Origin of the sequence: Microbacterium sp. NPDC087665 (assembly GCF_044743285.1) — a bacterium.
Lineage (GTDB): Bacteria > Actinomycetota > Actinomycetes > Actinomycetales > Microbacteriaceae > Microbacterium.
Genome location: NZ_JBIUWD010000003.1, coordinates 543822 through 565312, shown reverse-complemented (window position 1 = coordinate 565312; position 21491 = coordinate 543822). Strand labels below are relative to the sequence as shown.

Genomic DNA, 21491 nt, shown 5'->3' with positions numbered 1-21491 from the left:
CGAAGCATATTCGGAGCAGCAATGAGACCGTAGGGGACCCGCATGGAGCAACGACGCCGTCATCGCGAGCAAGATCAGCACGTATCCGTTTACGAGGGATCGCCCTCGTCGCCCCGCCGCCGATGGGCGGCCCACCTCTGGTGGATCTGCGCCGTCATCGGATGCGCTGTCTTCATCGCGACTTCGCTCCTGGCACCGAGCGGCAGAGAGGACAACACGCTCCTCTCGTTCGTCGTCAAGCTCTTCGCCTACGTCGCGCTCACACTCGCGATCGCACTCTTCCCGGTGCGTTCCCGAACTGCGTATCTTCTGCTCCTCCTCCCGTTCGCGGTGATCACGGGCTACCTCGTGCCACGGATCAGCGGCCTCTATTTCACCGATACGGCACGGGTCGAGGGAGACACGTTCTACCTCTTCCTCTACAACCTCCTCTTCCCGCTCATTCTCCTGACGACGGCCGCGGCGTACCGTTTCGGCGGAGGCACATCGGGGCGAGTCGTGAAGATCTCGCTCTCCGGCGCGATCCTGCTCTTCTCCGGGTTCCTCGACATCATGTGGTGGGTGGTCAATCCGGTCGACCTCCCCACCGTCATCGACGCCCCGCATATCAATGCGATAACCGGCGGGCCGATCCCGTTCGGGTGGACCATCGTCTTCGCGCTCGCGCACGTGCCGCTGCTGATCGGCGTGAACCTTCTGCCGCTCGACCGATGGCTTGCCAGCATCACCGGCACCGAAGACGGCTCGCGGTCATGAACAGGGCGCTCTCGTTGTCCGTCGTCTCACCGGCCTATAACGAGGAAGCCGCCCTCGCCGCGACCCTCGAAGAGTGGGCCACCTACCTCTCGGAGCACAAGGAGATCGATGATTGGGAGATCGTCGTGTGCGATGACGGAAGCTCGGACGCCACACCCGCTGTGCTCTCCGTCTGGGCATCGCGGTACCCCCAGCTCACCGTCGTGACCCACGATCACAACCGCGGTGCCGGTGTCGCGATCGCCACCGCGATCGCGGCCAGCCGACTGGACTGGGTGGCCATCATCGACTCCGACGGCCAGTTCCCGATAGCGAACCTCGATCGCTTCTTTCCCCTCATGCACCGAGGCTCGGCGGACGCGCTCAGCGGTTGGCGGACGAAGAAAGCGGACACCCTCTTCCTGCGTCTGGGTTCGTGGTCGAGCGGTGCCGTCGCCAACTTCCTGCACAGGACGCATTATCACGACTACAACTCAATCTTCAAGGTCGCGCGCGGACCCCTCCTCCGATCACTTCGTCTGGAATCGAGGGGCATGAACTGCTCCACAGAACTCACCGCGCGCCTGGGTGAGATCGGAGCCGTGTGGCACGAGATCCCCATCGAGCACCGGCCACGACCCTCCGGCACTCGCGGCTGGCGCGTGTGGAAGGGCGCCCGCGACCGTGCGCTCTTCGTCGGATATCTCGGGTATCGCCGGCTTCTCCTCAAGCTCGGCGTGCTCAGAAGCACCTCTCTGCGGCAAGAAGACGAGAGGGTCGCTCGATGATCGGGGTCGAATCGCCGCGGATCGCTCTGTTCTGCGGGGGCCGAGGGAGCGCCACCATCGCCGAAGCCCTCCTCGGCCTCTGTCCTGAGTCGCTCACCCTCATCGTCAACGGCTATGACAACGGGCTGTCGACGGGCCGGATCCGCAGACTGCTTCCGGGGATGCTCGGCCCCTCCGATTTCCGCAAGGGACTCGTCCATCACCTCCAGGGCGGGTCCCCCGCGGACGCCGCCGCGCTCCATCTCCTCGAGCATCGTCTCGCGGAGGGGAGCACCGTGGCAGACCTGTCCGCCATCCGCGATCTCGTCGCCTATCCCATCGCTTCTGTCGAATGGTCCACCCATCTCGACCGCGATGTCGCGAAACGGGTCCTCCCCGAACTCGACGCGATCATCGCCCATCTCCGCCGCCCCGACGTCGTCTTCGCTCTCGACGACTGCTCACTCGGCAATCTCGTCTTCGCGGGAGCGTACCTGCGCAGGGGCCGCGACTTCAACGCGGCGATCACGAGGACGACCCGCGCCTTCGGCTCTCCCCTCACGCTCGCGAACGTCACGAACGGCGAGAACGCGTACCTCGTCGCATTGAAGGAGTCGGGCGAGATCCTCCACGACGAGGCGGACATCGTCGAACCGCAGTCCCCCTCGCCCATCCGTCGGATCTTCCTCATCGATTCGCCGATGAGCCCCGAAGAGTTGGACTCGCTGACCTCGTTGACCGCCGATGCGAAGGCGGATCGACTTACCGCTCGACAGGCACAGCTCCGCCTCGGCGACGAAGCCCGCGAAGCGATCGCGAACGCGGACCTCATCGTCTACGGCCCCGGCACCCCTCATTCCTCCCTCCTGCCGTCGTACCTCACGCCGGGAGTCGGGGAAGCGATCTTCGCCAACAGGGGTGCGAGAAAGGTCCTCGTCACGAACCTGTCCGCAGATCACGATATCCGCGGATACGACGCGACCATGCTCGCCTCACGCACCCTCGAGTATCTCGGCGACCCGAAGAACACGAACCGTTCCCTCGTCACGCATGTCCTCGCGCATCGCCCCTCGGAAGAGCACGGCCGCCCCCACCCGCCGCTTCCCGGGCGACCGCTCGGCCACGACGGGCCTTGGCGAGGAGCGACCTGGATCGACGCCGATCTCCAGCATCCTTCCCGGCTCGGCGTGCACGACGGCGCTCGTGCGGCCGACCTGCTGATCGGCCTCCTGACCCCGGCCGTAAGCGAGAGCATCGCATGAGTACAGCGCTGGCCGCGGCGATCGCACGTCCCCGGTGGATGATCGACCTCGACGACACCCTGATCGATTCCACCGAGGCGCACCGCAAGGCCTTCGAGGCCGTACTCTCTCGCATGGCGCCGACGACGATCCGGCTCTTCGACTATGCGAGCGTGCGCGGAATGTCCACGCGCACCGCTCTGCGAGCGCTCGGCATCGAGGACACGACCCTGGTCGACACGATTCTGCGCACGAAGCAGGCGCTGTACCGACAGGCTGTCGACGATGGCGAGGTCGTCGCTCTGCCCGGGGCACGGCGCCTCCTCTCCACTCTCCATGACGAAGGGCGCCCCGCGATGATCGTCACCAGCGGCAGCCGGTCCTCCGCCGCAGCGGCACTGTCGGCGACGGGCCTCATTCCGTTCATCGCAGGTCTCGTGACGGCCGAGGATGCGGAACGATCCAAGCCGGCGGGCGATCCGTACGTCGTCGCATGCGAGCGAAGCGGCTGCCGCCCCGAGGAGGCAGTCGCGGTGGAGGACTCGGCCAATGGGATCGTCTCGGCGTTGAGCGCGGGCCTGGCGGTCATCGGCGTCGGCGGTCACCGACCCGCACACGTCCCCGGCCTGCCGTCGATCGCAGACCTCGCTGCCCTTCTCGAAGCGTCGATCCGGATGACGGCCGACGCATGAGGGTGCGCGCCGTGGTCCCCGCCGCTGGACGAGGCACCCGTCTGGGGGCCGACCTGCCGAAGATCCTCGTCCCCGTCGCACGCGGACACCGTGTCTGGCATCTGCTCCATGAATCGCTGTCGACTGTGGCGGATCATGTGCATGTCGTCCTCTCCCCCGACGGCGAGACTCTCTTCCGGGACCTCGCCATGAGCGAGATCGCCTCCGGGCTCGTCTCCACGGGAGTGCAGCCGATCCCGATCGGCATGGGCGACGCCGTCTTCCGCGACGCCGAATCCTGGTCCGCCGACGACGACATCCTGGTCGTCTGGGGCGACCAGGTGAATCTGCGTGCGACGACACTGGTGAGGACTGTCGAGGCGCATCGCGACGGTACCGGGCCACGGCTCACGATGCCGGTCGTCCGTCCCGCCGCTCCCTACGTCGAGTATGTGTTCCACGACTCCTCGCTCGTCGCCGTGAAGCAGTCGAGGGAAGGCGACAGTTGCCGCCCGGGCGGCATCTCTGATGTGGGTGCGTTCCTGCTCACCGCCGAGGGGTTGAAAGAAGCGTGGCAGACCTATCTCGACCGCATACGAGACGACGAGCTCGGGCAGCTCACCGGCGAGGTGAACTTCCTCCCGTTCCTCGCGTACCTCTCGAGGGATCTGGGCTGGGCCGTCACAACGGTCGAGGCTGTCGACCAGGTCGAAGCCCGCGGCGTGAACACTCCAGAAGATCTCGAGTTCGCCCGTCGTTCCCTGATATGACCGAGCTGATGCGGGTCGCGTGGGTGTGCACCGAGCTGCCACCTGCCGTGTTGGGCGGACTCGGGCGATACGTCGAACGCATCCTCCCGCCGCTCCGCCGCTCGGGAGCTGCGGTGGTGGCGGTGGGGTTCGGGTCTTCCGACCGCCAACGCCTACCCGACGGAACCCGCGCGCGACTCTACGGCCGACGGGTGGAAGATCGGCACGGCACTGCCAGGGCGGCGGATCTCGTCGCCTTCACGTTTCGCGCGACAATGCGCCTGGCGAGATCCAGTGCGGGGAGACGGGGCTCCGTCATCGCCGTGCACGACTGGAGCTCCGCCGGGGTCGGGCTCCTGCTGGCCACGATCGGCCGACGGGTCGTCTTTCATATTCACACCTCTGAAGCGACGACGACAGTGACCGGTCAACGGCCGATCGTCGGCAGGATCATCCGTCTGCTCGAGGACCTGCTCTCTCGGCGTGCTCGTGCAATCGTCGTGCCGAGCACGCGGATGCGGGCACAGCTCGTGTCGCGAGGATGGCTCGAGGAGAAGATCGCCGTGATCCCTCACGGGGTGCGCTCCCCCACCCTCGACGACTTCCTCTCCCAACCGGTCGAGCAGCGCCTGGAGATCCGAGACAGGGTGAGAAGGACGCTCGGGGTGAATGGCCCGATGGTGCTGTTCGTCGGACGCCTCGCGGAGCATAAGGGCGCCGGAACACTGGTGGCGGCCGCTCCCGAACTGCTCTCCCGACACCCCGACGCGACAATCGTGATCGTCGGCCGTGGCTCAGCCCACGGCACAGAGACGGAGACGTTCGAACGGGCACTCACCCGGTCGCCGTCTTCCACGTCGATCGTGTGGATCGACGACTTCCTGGATGAGGCGGCCGTCTACGAGCACTTCCTCGCCGCAGACGTCTGCGTCTTCCCTTCGCGCTACGAGCCCTTCGGACTCGCCGCTGTCGAGGCGATCGCCCTGGGCGTCTGCACGGTGCTGGGCACCGGCTTCTCCGATGAGGTCGCCGCAGCAGGGCACCGCGTCCTGGACGACACCCCCGGCTCGCTCGCATCCATGATCGGCTCCCTCCTCGTGTCTCCTTCCCCGCAGACCGCCGCCGATGTCGCGCTGCAACGGTTCGATTGGGAGCACGCTGCCGAGCGCACCGTCGAGCTGTATCGACGGGCGAGCAGGTGATGGCAGCGCGGGATCGCCTTCTCCCGGGACGAGGGCATTTGCTGGCGACAGGGGCGAGTGTCTTCTCCAGCGCGCTCACCGCCGCGAACGCCTTTGCCATCGCCGCCCTCGCCGGCTCGGACTCCTTCGGGCTCTTCACGGTCGTCATTACGGTCGCGGGCATCCTCGGCGTCCCCCTCCTGGCGAACGTGCACTTCGTGCTCTACCAGGAACTCCCTCGGGCGGATGCCGACGAACGGCCCACGATTGTGGGGTCAGCGCTGGCGACCGGGGCGCTCTTCATCGCGGCGGGCACGGCGGTGTTCGCCGCCTGCGCTCCCCTGCTCTCCATTCTCTCGGGGCTATCGCACGAGGACTCCCTGCTGTCCGTGCTCGTCGCGGCCTGCCTGAGCACGATGATCCTGACCGAGGCCGTCTTACGCGGATCGAGACGCCTCGTGACGTTGCTGACGATCAAGACCGTCATCGCCGCCGTGACGTTGGCTATCACCCTGTGGATGCTGCTCGATGGTGTACGCGACCCGCAACCTTTCCTGCTGGTCGTATCCGCGACGGCCCTCGCCTTCGCAGTCGCCGCGGTCATCGCCTCGCCGATCCGCCATCCCCGCTGGTCGACGGAAACCGCCAGACGCATCCTCCGGCTCGGTGCGTTGCTGACGCTGTCGTCCGCCCTGACCACGATCGTCTTCGGCGCGGACAGCCTCATGCTCAACCTGTGGGCGACTCCTCACGAGGTGGGGGTATACGCGCTGTACAACGGATTCCCGAAGCGATTACTCGGAGTCGTCGTCACCGAGGGCGCCGGCCTGGTGCTCCTCCCCCTCCTCGCCGTATCGAACACGCGGACGCTGCTCCGCCGCATGCTCAAGCTCACCCCTCTGATCGCGGCGGCGACGGCCGCCGTCTCCTTCGCCGCGAGCGCCACCGTCTTCTGGTTCCTCCGCGCCGAGTACCCCTACGACATCGCCCTCTTCGTGCTCGCAGCGATAGGAATCGCCATCCACACCGTCTTCAATCTCTTCTTCTTCATACTGTCCATGGACGGCGTGCGCGGGTCCAGGGCGTTCGCGTACATCATGCTCGCAGGAACGCCGCTCGTGCTCGCCACGCAGGCGATTGCAATCAGCGGCTGGCAGCTGGAGGGTGCGCTGGTTGCATTCATCCTCACCAATCTCCTCCTCGTCGTTCTCGTCATCCTCGTCGCTCGCCACCGATACCGAGACCCGAAGGCCACCTCATGAGAGTCGCATTCGTGATCAACCAGTTCCCTCCGTATATAACGAGCGGCCTGGGTCGTTACGCGGAACACATCCACGCTCCCCTCGCGGAGCTCGTGGACCTCGAGGTGTTCAGCCTCAACGACGGCGGTCTCCCCCGCCACTCCTCCACGCCTCAGGGCACGCCTGTGCACCGCCCCGTCGGCCGGATCTTCAGGCGTCTCCTCGATCATGATGTCAACCGCACCCGCCGACGTGACTTCGTCCTCTTGACTGCGCACGTCATCGTCAGCAACCTGCGCTACGTCGCACAAATCGCCATCCGCCGCGAAGCACGACCCGACATCGTCGCCGTGCACGATTCGACGAACTTCGTCTGCGCGCTCCTCCTCAGGCTCGCGTTCCGCGTTCCTCTCGTGTTCCATGTCCACACGACGGAGTACGGCGTCGCGAGCAGGAAGACCATTCGAGATCCGCTCGGTCTCTTCGCAGCCATCGAACGCACGATCGCGCGCTTGTCCGAAAGCGTCATCGTCGCGACACCGGAGGTGCGCGCGCAGCTCGAAGAAGCTGGCTGGCCGAAGGGGCGTACAGAGGTGGTACCGCTCGGCGGCACCTTCGAACGGGAAGTACCGACGATGGCTGGGGACCTCGCTGCGGCCCGTCGACGAGCCGCAGACCTCAGGCTCCGCCTGGGCATCTCTCCCGCCACGCGCATGCTGCTCTTCGTCGGGCGTCTGGAGGAGCAGAAGGGCGTCATCCCTCTCGTGCGCGCGCTGCCCCTGGTGCGCACTGCCATCCCCGACGTGATCGTCGTCTTCCTCGGGCAGGGAGATGCGGCCGGTGTGCAGAAGGAGGCCCGCCTGTTGGATGTGTCGGACGGCATCGTTCACGTGGGCGGGTTCGTCGAGGGCGAGGAGTTGATGGCGTACTACCAGGCGGCGGACCTCTGCGTGTTCCCCTCTCTGTTCGAGCCGTTCGGGCTCGTGGCGGCGGAAGCGATGTCGCTCGGCGTCCCGACGATCCTCGGCGATGGCTTCTCCCGCATCTTCTCCGGCGATCCGGACGCATCCGCCGTACGAAGGGTTGAGAGCCGGTCTTCCCGTTCGATCGCCGCCGCGATCATTGCGCTGCTCCTCGATGACGAAGAGCGCCAGAGGCTGGGGGCAGCGGGCGCGTCCCTTGCCGCCGCCGCATTCAGTTGGCCACGAGCAGCGGCACGGACTGCCGAGATCTATCGCGAGGCGGCGTCCTCCCGCCGCGCGTGGCCGCGCACTCGCCGCGGAAGATCTGCGCACTCAAGCGCTCCATGACGCGCGAAAGCCCCGGGCGGACCCGGGGCTTTCGCGGAAGTGCGGTGACGCTGATTACTTGAGGGTAACCGTGGCGCCTGCCTCTTCGAGAGCAGCCTTTGCCTTCTCGGCGGCTTCCTTGTTCGCGCCTTCGAGGACGGCCTTCGGTGCACCGTCGACGACAGCCTTGGCCTCGCCGAGGCCGAGCGAGGTGAGCTCGCGGACCGTCTTGATGACCTGGATCTTCTTCTCGCCAGCGGACTCGAGGATGACGTCGAAGGAGTCCTTCTCTTCCTCGGCCTCGGCAGCGCCTGCGCCACCCGCAGCGCCGGCAACGGCGACGGGTGCAGCAGCGGTGACCTCGAACTTCTCCTCGAACGCCTTCACGAAGTCGTTGAGCTCGATGAGGGTCAGGCCGGCGAACTGCTCGAGCAGCTCCTCGGTGGAAAGCTTCGCCATGATGTATCTCCTAGATAGATGGGGTTTGTAGACGAGATCGCCGGACGCTTACGCGGCCTCTGCGGTCTCCAGCTTTTCGCGAAGCGCGTCGATGGTGGCCGCAGCCTTGCCCATCGTCGCCTTCATCATGCCCGCAGCCTTCGACAGCAGAACCTCACGGCTCTCCAGCGCGGCGTACTTGTTGACCTCGTCGGCAGAGAGGGCGTTGCCCTCGAAGATGCCGGACTTGATCACGAGAAGCGGGTTGGCCTTGGCGAAGTCACGCAGAGCCTTGGCAGTGGCGACGAAGTCACCGTGCACGAAAGCGACAGCCGACGGACCCTTGAGGTCGTCGTCGAGCGACGTGATCCCCACGTTGTTCGCGGCGATCTTGGTCAGCGTGTTCTTCACCACGGCGTACTCAGCGTCCTGACGGATGCTGTTGCGCAGCTCCTTGAGCTGGGCAACCGTCAGACCGCGGTACTCGGTCAGCAGGACGGCGGACGAGTTCTCGAATGACTTCGTGAGCTCGGCGACCGATGCATCCTTCTGCGCCATGGTCACTCCTTGGTGTGTACGAGGCGCCGCACGGTGGTGGGGCGCCGACCTCGACCACCTGCAAAAAACAGAAAAGCTCCGGCGCAAGCGCACGGAGCTTTGAAAGTTCGTGACACCTGCGCGGGACCCTGCTGTGCAGAGCTTCGATCGTCTCGTGCTTGCGCACACGACGATGACCAGCGGTCTTCGGTTGAGACAACTGTACCCCACGGCATCCCGCTCCCCAAATTGGCGCTCGGGGTCGAGGAGCGGGCGCGCGGCGTGTGCGGGCGAGGACGTCGGAGGGCGGGGTTAGGCTCGGTGGGTGACTCCCGAACTCGCCGCACGCATCGTCGCGGACTCGCGTGACCGCGTCGCGTGGATGCGGGCCCGGTCCCGGGGGATCACGGCGACCGATGTCGCCGGACTCACGAGCGAGAAGTCGATCGCGCGCGCCGCGGACTCCAAGCTCGGCGGCGGGCCGCGCTTCGGCGGCAACGCCTACACCGACCACGGTCGGCGCCGCGAACCCGAGATCGCCGCCTGGGTGGCGGCGACCCACGGCATCCTGCCTTCGTCGGCCCTGTTCCGGGCCGAGGTCGAGCACCGGCATCTCGCCACCCCCGACGGCGTGGGGGTGGATGCCGACGGCCGCGTGAAGCTCGCCGAGATCAAGACGACCAACAAGGCGTGGCGCGGAATCCCGCGCACGTACCTGCGCCAGGTGTGGTGGCAGCAGCATGTGCTCGGCGCCGAGCGCACCCTCTTCGTCTGGGAGGAGCACGTCGACTTCGCGCCGATCCACGACGAGCCCCGCTGCGTGTGGATCGACCGCGACGACCGCGAGATCGCGAAGCTCGTCGGCCTCGCCACCAACCTCATCGACGAGCTCTACCGCCGCACGACCGGCCAGCAGGTGCCGTCGGCCGCAGTCGAGGCCGCCGTCGAAGCAGCCGCGAGCCGCCGCCAGCAGCTGCGCGAGCGCGACGCCTTCCGGGCGTTGGCGCTGGCCGACTGACCCGGCCCACCTCACGGCTCAGGTGCCGTTGACCGGCGCCGAGCAGGTCGGATTGATGAGGGCATTCGTCAACGTCACCTTCGACGCCCCCGTCGACACCCAGTTCGTGCCGACCTTCGTGCGCACCTGGAACGTCATCGTTCCCCCGAGCAGAAGGCTGAGCAGGTCGTTGATCACACCGGTGTTGAAGGTGGTGCGGTAGACCCCCGCCGACGGGCTGGTCGTGGTGACCGCCTGCCAGTTGGTGCCCGCCGAGTTGAACGCCCACTGCACGTTGTTCGCGGGAGTGAACCCTGTGTAGGCCGCGCCCACCGGCATGGTCCAGTCCAGGGTGACGCCGTTGGCAAGGCCGAGCCCGAGCAGACCCGAGCAGTTCACCACCGCGGTGATCTGCGGCGGCGCCAGCTTGAGCGCCGTGAAGGTCGACGAGGCCACCTCCTCCGTGTCGAGGAAGCGGGCTTCGGTCGTCTGCACCGCCGGCGCAGCGGCTACGCCGGCCAGGATCGACACACCCAGGATGCCCGCGAGCATCCGTCTCTTCATTGCTCGCGCGCGCGAGCGCGAGGCGCGGTCTCCCGTCGCGCCGCTCACACGTCACCCCCTCGCGCCTGCGCCGAGCGATCGGCCCGTTTCCCGGCGAGCGCGACACCCGCCACCGCGAGCACCGCGCCCGCGCCGATCACCCACGGGGCGACCGCCCCTCCGGTCGCGGCGAGCGGGCCGTCCGGCCCGACCACGACGCTCTCCCCCACGCCCCGCGCATGCACGCGCACCTCGGTGACGCCCTCCCCGTCGTCGGAGCTCAGGGTGATCCACAGTCGCAGGTGACCGACATCCGTCGCGGCGAAGTCGGCGAGCGCGACCTCCGCTCCATCGAGCGGGATGCTCCATGCCGACCGAAGCACGCTCGCCCCGCCGGGGCATCCGCTCTGCTCCCACTGCTGCATGCAGAGCGAGGCGTCGACGAGAAGGGCCGCGTCACCCTGCGCGCTCAGGGAGAGCGTCACGGTGCCGGGCTCGGCGGCTTCGGCGCTCACCGCCACATCCCACTGCATGGGCTGCCCGGGGAGCATGGTCGATGCGGACGCCCAGTCGGCGACGGAGACGAGCCGCAGCACCCGGCCCTGCACGATCTCCGTGGTCGACGCGGCCCAGGCCGGCGCGGCAGCGAGCGCCCCGGAGATCACGATCGCCGGGCCGACCAGGGCCAGCGCGCGCTTCATGAGCTGCCCATCGTGCGACGTGACGCCGGGCTGCGCGGCCAGAACGCCCATACGACCAGGAGCGCCGCCGCGACGGTGATGCCACCCAGCACGACCGGGTCGCCCATCGCGACGATGAGCGTCGCGATCCCGGGTACGGCGAACAGCACGGTGCGCACCGATGTCACCGTGTAGGGGAACGGATCGTCGGATGCGTTCGCGTCGCCGCGCATCGTGATGACCCGCTCCTCCGCGGACGCCCCCTCGGAGACCGACGTGATGCGGTGCGTGATCGGGAGCTCGTCGACGCGATCGACGGTGACGACGTCGCCCACACGGATGTCGGATGCCGGGACCCGCTGCACCACGGCGACGGATCCCGCCGGGATCGTCGGGGACATCGATCCGGTCGAGAACATGATGAGCGTGATCTGGGCGGTCAGGGCGAGCACGACCAGCACGATGCAGACGACCCCGCCGAGGGCCGCGATCCAGAGCACGACGTCGCCGAGCATCCCCCCGACCCCGCGCCGGGGTTCACCGGCGCGGGGGGTCGACGCAGATGCCGGTGCGTGCACCTGGGCGGACGTGGCCTGCTCGCGCAGGCTCCGTCTCGTCATCGGCATGCTCATCGGTTTCCCTGAGCCCTTCCGCTGTCGGCGACAGCTAGGACGACGTCCCCTGGATCTGCCAGGTCTGGGTCATGTTCAGCCCCTGCGCCCCGTTTCCCGCCGCCGTGGGCAGGGTGACGGCGAAGCAGTAGTTCAGCTGGTTGCCGCCGTTGGCCGTCACCGCCTGCGGCACGGTCGCCGTGGCGGCGCCGTTCACGGTGAGCGCCGACCCGTCTGCGACGACGACGGTCGCTGCAGCGGATGCCGCGGCGTACGTCGCGGCCGTGCAGGACTGGCTCGCCGTGGCCGCGGTGGGCACCAGCCGCACCCCGTAGGTGAGGTACGCGGAGAGCCCGGTCCCTGCCGGAACCCCGGCGGTGAGCTGCAGCGTGCCGGCGACCGACGGGTTCGCCGTCTTCACGCTGAACAGCGCGTAGGTGGTGTTGCCCGGTGCCATCGCCGTCGGCGCCACGACGAAGCTCAGCGTGGCCGCCGTGCCCGTCGTCGCATGACCGGTGAATGTCGCCCCGTCGGTCGCCCCGACGAGATCGAACTTGCCGGCCGTGAAGGTCGCCGTTCCGAACTCCGAGTCGTTCCATGCGGCGAGAGTGGCTGTCGCGCCCAGTCCGAGCACGAGCCCTCCGGCGAGGAGCGCTCGTATTCGTCGGGAACGCAGACGCTTCCCCTCCCGCACGGAGCTGCGGGTGTGCATCGTGCACTCAGTTCGTCGACGTGGCCGTGAACTTCCAGGTCGCCACCGTCGCGACGGTCGGTTTGAGAGTCGCGTCGGCCGTCACCTTGAAGCAGAGCTGAACCGCGGTGCCGGGCGTGGCGGCGTCGGCGCCTTTCGTCAGCGCGATGGGTGTGACCCCCGTCTGCGCGTCGAGCGTCGCTCCGGTCGCCACGGGTGTGCCCGTGGCGCTGGCGGCGTTGCAGGTCGCGCCGGGCGCCAATTGGTACACCTGGTAGGCGAGGTGCCCCGAGTTCGAGGTCGCCGCCGCATCGGCGGTCGTTCCGGCGGCTGACAGATTGGCTCCGGTCGTCGTGCCCGGCGCGAGTCGCACCCAGAACCCGGCGTACACCGAGTCACCGGGAGACATGTTGCTGACGATGCCGGTGGGCAGAGTGAATGCAAGAGTCGCGGCGGTGCCGCCGGTGTCGACGTTGTGATCGCCGTAGCTGGCGTTCACATCGCCGGCGGTGGAGCCCTGCAGATCGAACGTGCCGGCGGTGAAGGTACCGGTCGCGAATTCGGAGTCGTTCCAGGCGGCGAGTACCGCCGCGGTCCCGACGCCGAGCACCAGCCCTCCCGCCAGTCATGCCAGAATCTTGCGCTGTCTGATCGTTGTAGCCATGTCGCAATTCCCCCTCAGGAATCTGGTTGAGTTCCGCGCGGGTACGACGATGGCCACCCCTCAGTAGCCCGCACCGTTGCGTTGCCCACATCGTTCCCCACCATCGACCGATATACAAGGCCTATTCACAGGAACCAGCACTCCGTTGCCGCTTCGAGATGGTTGACGAACATCAACGATCGCTCTATAGTTGACGAAGTTCAACCAAATTCGCGCGCGCCAGAGCTGTCGCAGCATCCACTCTCCGACTGCGAAAGGTCCTGCATGTCCACGGACTCCGCCCCCATCAAGATGACGCACCGCCAAGTGCTCGAAGCCCTCACCGGGCTGCTGCTCGGCATGTTCGTCTCGATGATCGCCACCACGGTGGTCTCGACCTCCATGCCGGTGATCGTGCACGACCTCGGCGGCGATCAGTCCGCCTACACCTGGGTCATCACCGCGACCCTGCTCACCACCGCGATCTCCACGCCGATCTGGGGCAAGCTCGCCGACCTGTTCAACCGCAAGCTGCTCATCCAGCTCGCGATCGTCATCTTCGTGGGAGCGACCGCTGCCGCCGGATTCGCGCAGGACACGAACACGCTGATCGCGTTCCGCGCCATCCAGGGCATCGGTGGCGGTGGGCTCGCCGCCCTCAGCCAGGTCATCATGGCCGACATCATCAGCCCCCGCGAGCGCGGCCGGTACATGGGCCTGTTCGGTGCAGTCATGGCCGTCGCGACCGTCGGCGGCCCCCTGCTCGGCGGCTGGATCACCGACACCGCCAACTGGCGCTGGAACTTCTTCGTCGCGCTCCCCTTCGCCGTCGCCGCGCTGATCATCCTGCAGAAGACGCTGCACATCAGCACCGAACGCACCCGCAAGGCGTCGATCGACTACGTCGGCATCGTGCTGCTCTCGGCAGCCGTCTCACTGATCCTCATCTGGATCACCAACGCCGGCTCCACCTTCGAGTGGTGGAGCACCGAGACCGTGCTCATGGTCGGCGGAGCGATCGTCGCGGCCATCGCGTTCATCATCGTCGAACTCAAGGTGCGCGAACCGCTCATCCCGCTCACCCTGTTCCGCGGCCGCACGTTCACCCTCTCGGTCATCGCGTCGATCTCGATCGGCGTCGCGATGTTCGGCACCTCGGTCTACCTCGCGCAGTACATGCAGCTCTCCCGCGGCGCCACCCCGACCGAGGCCGGGCTCATGACGCTGCCGATGATGGCCGGCCTGCTGATCTCGTCGATGGTGGTCGGCCAGCTGGTCACCCGCTTCGGCAAGTGGAAGGGCTACCTGATCCTCGGTGCCGTGCTGCTGACCGCCGGATCCACGCTGCTGTCGACGCTGCACTACGACACGAACTTCGTGCTCGTCTCGGTGTACATGTTCCTCATGGGCGCCGGCGTCGGCATGACCATGCAGAACCTCGTGCTCATCGTGCAGAACGTCGCCAAGCCCACCGAGATGGGCGTCGCGAGCTCGGGCGTGACCTTCTTCCGCAGCCTCGGCGGCACCGTCGGCGTCTCGGTCATGGGCGCGGTGCTCGCGAACTCGCTCACCGGACTGTTCACCGATGGCAAGGAACGCCTCGGCGCGGCGATCGCCCAGCTCGGCGAGAAAGGGGCCGACGTCGCGGCGCAGCTCACGAGCGGCACGCTTCCCGAGGTGCGTCTGATTCCGGAGCCCGTACGCTCGATCGTCGAGGACTTCTACGCCCAGGCGATCTCGCACGCGTTCCTCATCGGCATCCCGCTCGCCGTCATCAGCCTGATCGCGATCCTGTTCCTTCCGAACCGGCCGCTCACGACGATGACGACCAGCGAGCGCGCCTCGGCGGATGCTGCGGCCGAGAACGCTGGAGAGACGGCGATCTCCAACTCCGTCGCCCTCGCCGGCGCCCCCACCACGGGCACCGTGACGGTCACCGACGGTCGAGGTGGCGAGGCCGGAGCTGCATCCGATGCCCGACGCTGAAACCATCCTCGACGCCTCGGAGGCGCGGGCCGATGCGGTCCGCGCCCTCGAGGGCGAGTTCGGCGAGCTGATCACGCACTTCCGGCGTCTGATCCTCGAGAACGCCAACCGGGTGAGCCCCGGAATGCTCCCCGGGGCGTACAAGGCCTTCACCACGATCGCACGATGCGAGCAGGTGACGGTCTCCGCGCTGGCGGAACGGATGCTCATGGACAAGGGGCAGGCCAGCCGCACCGTGCGCGAGCTGGAGGAGCTCGACCTGGTCGAACGCACATCGGACCCGACCGACCGGCGCTCGTCGCTCCTGCGACTCACGGGGCACGGCAGCGAACGCCTCGCGCTGGCGCGCCGGCCGCAGGAGGGGATGCTGATGCAGACGCTCTCCGAGTGGAGCGTCTCCGACATCGACAATCTGACCCACCTGCTGCACGCACTCGCCTCGGGCGGCACGCCGGGGATGCCTCGGCTCGACCGGACAGCCGAGACGGGAACGGACGCTCAGGGCTGAAGAACGGCGCGCGCCTCGGCGGCGATCTCGGTGGCGATCGTGTCGAGCAGGGCCGAGCGCAGGTTCCACTGCTGCCAGAACAGCGCGACCCGCAGCGGTGGACCGCCAAGATCGACCAGACCGTCGGTGCGCTGCAGCCGCGGCACCATCCCCCACCCGAGGCCGAGTTCGACCGCGAGCGCATAGTCGTGCGATGCGGGCACGTAGTGGCGGGGAATGCCCTGCGGCGCGAGGCCCTGCATACGCAGCCACTCGTGCTGCAGGGTGTCGCGCCGATCGAAGTCGACGAAAGGCGCGGATGCCAGCGCCTCTTCGGTCACCCCCTCGGGGAACCATCTCTGCACGTACTCCGCAGACGCCGCCGCGCGATACTCCAAGACGCCGAGCGGTGAGACGGAGCATCCTGCCACCGGTGCGTGCTCGCTCGTGACCGCGGCCATCACCGTGCCGGATTCGAGCAGGCGGGCGGTGAAGTTCTGGTCGTCGCGGTGCAGATCGAAATCGACGCCGTGCTGTGCGGACAGTCGCGCGAGCGGGGGCAGGAACCAGGTCGCCATCGAGTCGGCGTTGACCGCCAGCGGGATCACGGGCCGCTGCGGCAGGCTCGCGTCATCGATGCCGAGTCCCGCGAGCGCGTCCTGCTCCAGCAGAGCGATCTGGCGGGCCAGTCGCACGACCGACTCCCCCGCCGCCGTCAGCTGCGCGGGCTTCGAGCGCACCACCAGCACGCGCCCGAGCTGCTGCTCGAGAGTACGCAGACGCTGGCTGACGGCCGACGGAGTGATCTGCAGGCGACGGGATGCCGCGTCGAGCGTGCCCTCGTCGGCGACGGCCGCGAGCGTGGCGGCGAGTTCGGGGTCGATTCTCACATTAGCCAGGCTAATGGTTCGGTAGGAATCTTCGCTGGTGCTGTACATGCGGAGTTTCTACGCTGAGAACATGCTCTCCGTGCTCTCCGGCCTCGGCCTCGGCCTTTCGCTCATCGTCGCGATCGGCGCTCAGAACGTCTTCGTGCTGCGCCAGGGCATCCGTCGTGAGCATGTGCTCGTCGTGGTCGTCATCTGCGCGCTCTCGGATGCCGCGCTCATCATCGCCGGCGTCGCAGGACTCGGCTTCGTGATCGCGGCCGCCCCCTGGCTCGTGGTCGTCGCGCGGTGGGCGGGCGCGCTGTTCCTGCTCGCCTACGGTCTGCTCGCCGCCCGCCGGGCCCGGCGCGGCGAGGGACAGGCGCTCGATGCCTCCGAACCCTCGCCCGGCACCGCGACCGACACACGCGGAGCGGGCACCGCCACGGTCTCCCGCACCGCACTCGCACCCGTCGTGCTCACCGTGCTCGCCCTCACCTGGCTGAACCCGCACGTCTACCTCGACACGGTGCTCATGCTCGGCTCGATCGCCGCGACGCACGGTGAGGAGCGCTGGCTGTTCGCCGCCGGAGCGGTGGCGGCGAGCATCCTGTGGTTCACCGCCCTCGGCTTCGGGGCGCGCTACCTCGGACGGTGGCTGCGCACGCCGCGCTCCTGGCGCATCCTGGATGCCCTCATCGCCGTCGTGATGATCTCGCTCGCCGTCAGCCTGGTGCTGCCGGTGCTGGGCGGCTGAATCGCACGGAGACGGTCAGATGCCGTCCATCGGCCGCATGATGCGCGTGAGGAACCGCTGCGTGCGCTCGTGCTGCGGGGCGCTGAACAGCTGCGCGGGCGCGCCCTGCTCGATGACGACTCCCCCGTCCATGAAGAGCACGTGGTCGGCCGCCTCACGGGCGAAGCTCAACTCGTGCGTGACGACCGCCATGGTCCATCCCTCGTCGGCGAGCTCCTTGATGACCAGGAGCACCTCGCCCACGAGTTCGGGATCGAGGGCGCTCGTCGGCTCGTCGAACAGCAGCAGGTCGGGCTTCAACGCCAGGGCGCGAACGATGCCGACACGCTGCTGCTGACCACCCGAGAGCTGATGCGGACGAGCATCCGCCTTGTCGCTCAGGCCCACCCGATCGAGGAGCACGAGAGCGTCGGCGACGACCTCGTCCTTGGGGCGACCCTGAACGCGCCACGGACCCTCGATGACGTTCTCGAGCACGGTGAGGTGCGGGAACAGGTTGTGGTGCTGGAACACCATCGCCGAACGATCCCGCAGGGCGAGGCGCTTCTGCTTCCGGATGCTCGGCTTCGTCGTCGCCGCCTGGGCGAAGTCGATGTCCGGACCGCCCTCGACGACGATCGTGCCGGCATCCGGCGTCTCGAGCCCGTTGAGTGCACGCAGCACCGTCGTCTTGCCCGAGCCGCTCGGTCCGATCAGCACGACGACCTCCCCGCGGTGGAGCGTCAGGTCGATGCCGCGCAGCACCTCGTTGTCTCCGAAGCTCTTGCGCAGGCCGCGGGCGGTGAGAAGAGCCTCCGCCGCCGGGGGTGCTGCGAGGGGGTCAGTGAGCGACACGGCTGTCGAGTCTCCTCTCGAGGGCGCCCTGCCCCAGGGACAGCACCAGGCACAACACCCAGTAGACCAGCGCTGCCGCCAGGTAGAGCACCATGAACTCGTAGGTGGTGGACGCGATCTGCTGCGCCACCTTGAACAGCTCCGTGACCAGGATCAACGAAGCGAGCGACGTGTCCTTCACGAGCGAGATGAACGTGTTCGACAGCGGCGGCACCGACACCCGCGCGGCCTGCGGCAGGATGATGCGCGTCAACGTGCGGGTGCGGTTCATGCCCACCGTGTACGCGGCCTCCCACTGCCCCTGCGGCACCGACAGGATCGCCGCACGCACCACCTCGGCGCCGTAACCGCCCACGTTGAGCGAGAGCGCGATGATCGCACTCGGCCACGGGTCGATGATGATGCCGATCGACGGCATGCCGTAGAAGATCACGAACAGCTGCACGAGCAGCGGAGTGCCGCGGATCACCGAGATGTAGAACCGGGCGATCCCCGACAGGAGCGGGTTCACCGAGATCCGCATCAGGGCGATCCCGACCGCGATCAACAACCCCAGCGCGAACGATGCCAGCGCGAGCGGTACCGTAGCCGTCAGACCCGCCAGGGCGATGGGCCCGAGCGAATCGAGGAACAGCTGCCAGGGGTTCTCCATCGGCTACTGCGAGACGTCTTCGCCGAAGTACTTCTCGCTGATCTCGGCGAGGGTGCCGTCGGCGCGCAACTCTTCGAGTGCGGCATCCACGGCCTCGACGAGCGATTCCTTGTCCGTGGTGAACGCGAACGCCTGCTCGCCGGCGTCGTCGGTCTCGGCGGCGATCTTCAGACCCGTGGGGCTGTTCGTCGTCTCGTAATCGAGGAAGGTGAGCTTGTCGTTGATCGTCGCGTCGACGCGTCCCTGACGCAGCAGCTCGACGGCCTGCGCCCATCCCTCGACGCCTTCGACCTTCGCGCCCGACTCGGTGGCGAGGTCGTTCCAGTTGCTGGTGAGCGACTGCGCCGTGGTCTTGCCGTCGAGGTCGGCGAACGACGAGATCGAGTCGTCGTCTTCCGCCACCACGATCACACCGGGCGAGACGGTGTACGCGTCACTGAAGAGGTACTTCTCCTCGCGCTCGTCGTTGATGGTCACCTGGTTCGCGATGACATCGAAGCGACCGGCATCCAGACCCGCGAAGATCGCGTCCCACTGCGTCTCTTCGAACTGCACCTCGAGGCCGAGCTTGTCGGCTACGGCCTCGATGATCTCGACGTCGTAGCCGGTCAGCTCGCCCGCGCCGTTGTCGGCGTGGAAGCTGAAGGGGCGGTACGTGCCCTCGGTGCCGACCGTGAGCGTGCCGTCCTTGACGAGACCGAAGTCGGATACCTCGGAGCTCTCGCCGCTGCCTGCGGAGTTCTCCGGTGCGCTCGTCCCGCTGCAGGCGGTGAGCGCTGCGGCTGCGACGACGAGTGCGGTGACGGCGATGAAGCGACGAGACATGAAGACCCTCCTGGGGTGAAAGCGTGCGGGGCGATTTTACGCGACCGCCGCGGGAACTCCCCCACAGTAAGCGGCGCGGGCGTGGCGACAGCATCCGATGACGCCGCATTTCGTTCGGTATATCGCGGGTGCAGAGCCGCTCCCGTCGCACTTTCTGTCGGAAAGAACCCTCCAAGCCGACAGAAAGTGCGACCGGAGCGGCAGTCAGCGGCCCCGAAGTACTGCCCGGATGCGACGCACCAGCGCTCCCTCGTCGCGAAGAGACTCTGCCGTGACCTCGATGATCGTCCATCCAGCAGCGCGAAGGCGAGCCATCCGCTCGACATCCTTCGCATACGTGGCAGCGTGCAGGAGCCCGTGATATTCGACGCCTGCCTTCTGCTCCGGAAACGCGAGGTCGAGACATCCCAAGAAGCTGCCCTCGTCATCGAAGACATCGATGTTGAGGCTCGGTTCGGGCAGACCGTAGTCATGAAGGATGCATCGCACGAGACTCTCGCGCGGCGACCAGGAGTCCTCCCTCACCATCGTCAACGCTTGCCGCAAGCGCCGGATGCCGACGCGGCGGCCGGCCGCGATCGACGCGGCGAGCTCGTCGCGAGTCGCAAGGGGCTCGCGACCGGCATCCGGACGACCTCTGCCCATGCGCCACACCCGACAGAGGTAGTCACCGATCGCCACGACATCGTAAAGCGGCAGTGTTCCGAGCGACGCCCACGTCGTCGCGGGAGACGACACCGGAACGCCGCCGAGTACACGCACCGTCGACGTCTCGACGCGCGCGCGGTGCGCGATGACGCCGCGGACGCGAGGCAACGGCGCATCCCCGAAGACACTCACATGAACCGGCGCTGCGCCTTCTCGGTCGCCCGGGGTCGGAAGCGGCGCGCCCCACAGAGCGGCTGCCGTCTCATGACTGAAGAATTGCCCGGGACGGAGCCTCGGCGCGTATGCGAGCGCGCCCATCCGGAACTCGTGGGAGCGTCGTGCGAAGTCATCATGGTGCGTGGCCAGAGCGGCGGGTGCACTGTCGCGGACGCGGACGCGGACGCGGACGCCGGCGAACGGGCGCACGAGATCCGCACGCCGCATCCGCTCCAGACTGACGCCCTGGGCTGCGGCTTCCGCGATGTGAAAGACGGTGCCGAGCGAGGCCGGGAGGTCGCGTGGTGAGAGCATCCGCTCACTGTTCCGGATTCGAGCAGCCGTCGTCGGCGTTATCCACAGCCCTGCCCACTGTCCGCTCCCGTCGCACTTTCTGTCGGAAAGATCACCCCAGACCGACAGAAAATGCTACCGGAGCGGATGGGCACGCACCCCGGCGGACGCAGAAACGCCCCCGGGCGGACCCGGGGGCGTTTCAGAGAGTCACACTCAGATGGCGTTGACGTCCAGCGGGATGCCGGGGCCGAACGTGGTCGACACCGCACCCTTCTGGATGTAGCGGCCCTTGGAGCTGGACGGCTTGAGACGCACGATCTCTTCGAGCGCTGCATCGATGTTCTCGTTGAGCTGCTCGGCAGAGAACGAGGCCTTGCCGACGACGAAGTGCACGTTGGCGTGCTTGTCGACGCGGAACTCGATCTTTCCGCCCTTGATCTCCTCGACGGCCTTGGCCGTGTTGGGGGTCACGGTGCCGGTCTTCGGGTTCGGCATCAGGCCACGCGGACCCAGGACCTTACCGAGACGACCGACCTGGCCCATGAGCTCCGGGGTGGAGACGGCCGCGTCGAACGCGGTCCAGCCGGCGGCGACCTTCTCGATGAGCTCGGCGCCGCCGACCTCATCGGCACCTGCGGCGATCGCAGCCTCGGCCGCGGGGCCGGTGGCGAACACGATGACGCGGGCGGTCTTACCGGTGCCGTGGGGCAGGATGACGGTGCCGCGCACCATCTGGTCTGCCTTGCGGGGGTCGACAGCGAGCTTCAGCGCGACCTCGACGGTCGAGTCGAACTTCGCGGAGCCGGTCTCCTTCGCCAGGGCGACAGCCTCAGCGGGAGTGTAGAAACGGTCTGCCTCGATCTTCTCGACGGCAGCCTTGTAAGCCTTGGACTTAGCCATGATTATTCT

Annotated in this window: 25 protein-coding genes; 12 read left to right on the top strand and 13 right to left on the bottom strand. The window is 67.6% G+C overall.

Annotated elements, in window-relative coordinates:
• The first annotated feature begins 42 nt into the window (after positions 1-42).
• The 8 genes from ACIOSY_RS09505 to ACIOSY_RS09470 are packed head-to-tail and all read left to right on the top strand — an operon-like array spanning position 43 to position 7895.
• Complete coding sequence (locus tag ACIOSY_RS09505; protein WP_400852513.1) at positions 43-756, top strand: hypothetical protein; 714 nt, start codon at positions 43-45, stop codon at positions 754-756.
• Positions 753-1523, top strand: coding sequence for a glycosyltransferase family 2 protein (locus tag ACIOSY_RS09500; protein WP_400852511.1), 771 nt, complete (start codon positions 753-755; stop codon positions 1521-1523). The genes ACIOSY_RS09505 and ACIOSY_RS09500 overlap by 4 nt, the downstream gene beginning before the upstream one ends.
• The gene (locus tag ACIOSY_RS09495) at positions 1520-2764 is read left to right on the top strand and encodes a 2-phospho-L-lactate transferase CofD family protein (protein ID WP_400852509.1); all 1245 of its coding nucleotides are present in this window, start codon (positions 1520-1522) and stop codon (positions 2762-2764) included. The genes ACIOSY_RS09500 and ACIOSY_RS09495 overlap by 4 nt, the downstream gene beginning before the upstream one ends.
• The gene (locus ACIOSY_RS09490) at positions 2761-3435 is read left to right on the top strand and encodes an HAD family hydrolase (protein ID WP_400852507.1); all 675 of its coding nucleotides are present in this window, start codon (positions 2761-2763) and stop codon (positions 3433-3435) included. Before ACIOSY_RS09495 ends, ACIOSY_RS09490 begins: the two co-directional genes overlap by 4 nt.
• A gap of 11 nt (positions 3436-3446) precedes the next feature.
• Complete coding sequence (locus ACIOSY_RS09485) at positions 3447-4184, top strand: NTP transferase domain-containing protein (RefSeq protein ID WP_400852505.1); 738 nt, start codon at positions 3447-3449, stop codon at positions 4182-4184.
• Positions 4181-5365, top strand: a complete 1185-nt coding sequence (locus ACIOSY_RS09480; RefSeq protein WP_400852503.1) for a glycosyltransferase family 4 protein — start codon at positions 4181-4183, stop codon at positions 5363-5365. Before ACIOSY_RS09485 ends, ACIOSY_RS09480 begins: the two co-directional genes overlap by 4 nt.
• Positions 5365-6606: a lipopolysaccharide biosynthesis protein gene (locus ACIOSY_RS09475; protein WP_400852501.1), complete on the top strand. Its 1242-nt coding sequence runs from the start codon at positions 5365-5367 to the stop codon at positions 6604-6606. Before ACIOSY_RS09480 ends, ACIOSY_RS09475 begins: the two co-directional genes overlap by 1 nt.
• On the top strand, positions 6603-7895 hold the full coding sequence (locus ACIOSY_RS09470; protein ID WP_400852499.1) for a glycosyltransferase family 4 protein: 1293 nt from the start codon (positions 6603-6605) through the stop codon (positions 7893-7895). Before ACIOSY_RS09475 ends, ACIOSY_RS09470 begins: the two co-directional genes overlap by 4 nt.
• A 54-nt stretch (positions 7896-7949) precedes the next feature.
• Here the strand turns inward: ACIOSY_RS09470 and rplL are convergent, their stop codons facing one another.
• Both rplL and rplJ read right to left on the bottom strand, forming a co-directional pair.
• Positions 7950-8333 carry a 50S ribosomal protein L7/L12 gene (gene rplL / locus ACIOSY_RS09465; protein ID WP_400852497.1) on the bottom strand — a complete coding sequence of 128 codons (384 nt, stop codon included), beginning with the start codon at positions 8331-8333 and terminating at the stop codon, positions 7950-7952.
• A 48-nt stretch (positions 8334-8381) separates the two neighbouring features.
• Positions 8382-8870: a 50S ribosomal protein L10 gene (gene rplJ / locus ACIOSY_RS09460; protein ID WP_400852495.1), complete on the bottom strand. Its 489-nt coding sequence runs from the start codon at positions 8868-8870 to the stop codon at positions 8382-8384.
• A gap of 304 nt (positions 8871-9174) precedes the next feature.
• Between rplJ and ACIOSY_RS09455 the strand changes: the two genes are divergently transcribed.
• The gene (locus tag ACIOSY_RS09455; RefSeq protein WP_400852493.1) at positions 9175-9867 is read left to right on the top strand and encodes a YqaJ viral recombinase family protein; all 693 of its coding nucleotides are present in this window, start codon (positions 9175-9177) and stop codon (positions 9865-9867) included.
• A gap of 18 nt (positions 9868-9885) precedes the next feature.
• Here the strand turns inward: ACIOSY_RS09455 and ACIOSY_RS09450 are convergent, their stop codons facing one another.
• From ACIOSY_RS09450 to ACIOSY_RS09430, 5 genes are read right to left on the bottom strand one after another with little or no spacing between them, the layout of a single operon-like run.
• Positions 9886-10398, bottom strand: coding sequence for a hypothetical protein (locus tag ACIOSY_RS09450; protein WP_400852491.1), 513 nt, complete (start codon positions 10396-10398; stop codon positions 9886-9888).
• 56 nt (positions 10399-10454) lie between these two features.
• On the bottom strand, positions 10455-11141 hold the full coding sequence (locus tag ACIOSY_RS09445; RefSeq protein WP_400852489.1) for a hypothetical protein: 687 nt from the start codon (positions 11139-11141) through the stop codon (positions 10455-10457).
• A complete protein-coding gene (locus ACIOSY_RS09440; RefSeq protein ID WP_400852487.1) occupies positions 11087-11689 on the bottom strand; it encodes a signal peptidase I in 603 nt (200 codons plus the stop codon). The genes ACIOSY_RS09445 and ACIOSY_RS09440 overlap by 55 nt, the downstream gene beginning before the upstream one ends.
• Positions 11690-11735: 46 nt before the next feature.
• The gene (locus tag ACIOSY_RS09435) at positions 11736-12392 is read right to left on the bottom strand and encodes a SipW-dependent-type signal peptide-containing protein (protein WP_400852485.1); all 657 of its coding nucleotides are present in this window, start codon (positions 12390-12392) and stop codon (positions 11736-11738) included.
• A 7-nt stretch (positions 12393-12399) separates the two neighbouring features.
• Entirely contained in the window at positions 12400-12984 is a 585-nt protein-coding gene (locus ACIOSY_RS09430; RefSeq protein WP_400852644.1) for a SipW-dependent-type signal peptide-containing protein, read from the bottom strand.
• Positions 12985-13299: 315 nt separating this feature from the next.
• On the opposite strand from ACIOSY_RS09430, the gene ACIOSY_RS09425 reads away from it, so the two are divergent.
• Both ACIOSY_RS09425 and ACIOSY_RS09420 read left to right on the top strand, forming a co-directional pair.
• Positions 13300-15000, top strand: a complete 1701-nt coding sequence (locus ACIOSY_RS09425) for an MDR family MFS transporter (protein WP_400852483.1) — start codon at positions 13300-13302, stop codon at positions 14998-15000.
• Complete coding sequence (locus ACIOSY_RS09420) at positions 14987-15508, top strand: MarR family winged helix-turn-helix transcriptional regulator (RefSeq protein ID WP_400852481.1); 522 nt, start codon at positions 14987-14989, stop codon at positions 15506-15508. The genes ACIOSY_RS09425 and ACIOSY_RS09420 overlap by 14 nt, the downstream gene beginning before the upstream one ends.
• Here ACIOSY_RS09420 and ACIOSY_RS09415 read toward each other — a convergent pair.
• Entirely contained in the window at positions 15499-16377 is an 879-nt protein-coding gene (locus ACIOSY_RS09415) for a LysR family transcriptional regulator ArgP (RefSeq protein ID WP_400852479.1), read from the bottom strand. The genes ACIOSY_RS09420 and ACIOSY_RS09415 overlap by 10 nt on opposite strands.
• A 70-nt stretch (positions 16378-16447) precedes the next feature.
• On the opposite strand from ACIOSY_RS09415, the gene ACIOSY_RS09410 reads away from it, so the two are divergent.
• The gene (locus tag ACIOSY_RS09410) at positions 16448-17110 is read left to right on the top strand and encodes a LysE/ArgO family amino acid transporter (protein ID WP_400852477.1); all 663 of its coding nucleotides are present in this window, start codon (positions 16448-16450) and stop codon (positions 17108-17110) included.
• Between the two features lie 15 nt (positions 17111-17125).
• On the opposite strand, the gene ACIOSY_RS09405 is transcribed toward ACIOSY_RS09410, so the two are convergent.
• The 5 genes from ACIOSY_RS09405 to rplA form a co-directional block, all read right to left on the bottom strand.
• The gene (locus ACIOSY_RS09405; protein ID WP_400852475.1) at positions 17126-17944 is read right to left on the bottom strand and encodes an amino acid ABC transporter ATP-binding protein; all 819 of its coding nucleotides are present in this window, start codon (positions 17942-17944) and stop codon (positions 17126-17128) included.
• Positions 17931-18596: an amino acid ABC transporter permease gene (locus ACIOSY_RS09400; RefSeq protein ID WP_400852473.1), complete on the bottom strand. Its 666-nt coding sequence runs from the start codon at positions 18594-18596 to the stop codon at positions 17931-17933. The genes ACIOSY_RS09405 and ACIOSY_RS09400 overlap by 14 nt, the downstream gene beginning before the upstream one ends.
• A 3-nt stretch (positions 18597-18599) precedes the next feature.
• The gene (locus ACIOSY_RS09395) at positions 18600-19421 is read right to left on the bottom strand and encodes an amino acid ABC transporter substrate-binding protein (RefSeq protein ID WP_400852471.1); all 822 of its coding nucleotides are present in this window, start codon (positions 19419-19421) and stop codon (positions 18600-18602) included.
• 204 nt (positions 19422-19625) lie between these two features.
• A complete protein-coding gene (locus ACIOSY_RS09390) occupies positions 19626-20600 on the bottom strand; it encodes a hypothetical protein (protein WP_400852469.1) in 975 nt (324 codons plus the stop codon).
• 195 nt (positions 20601-20795) lie between these two features.
• The gene (rplA, locus tag ACIOSY_RS09385) at positions 20796-21482 is read right to left on the bottom strand and encodes a 50S ribosomal protein L1 (protein WP_400852467.1); all 687 of its coding nucleotides are present in this window, start codon (positions 21480-21482) and stop codon (positions 20796-20798) included.
• Between the last annotated feature and the right edge of the window lie 9 nt (positions 21483-21491).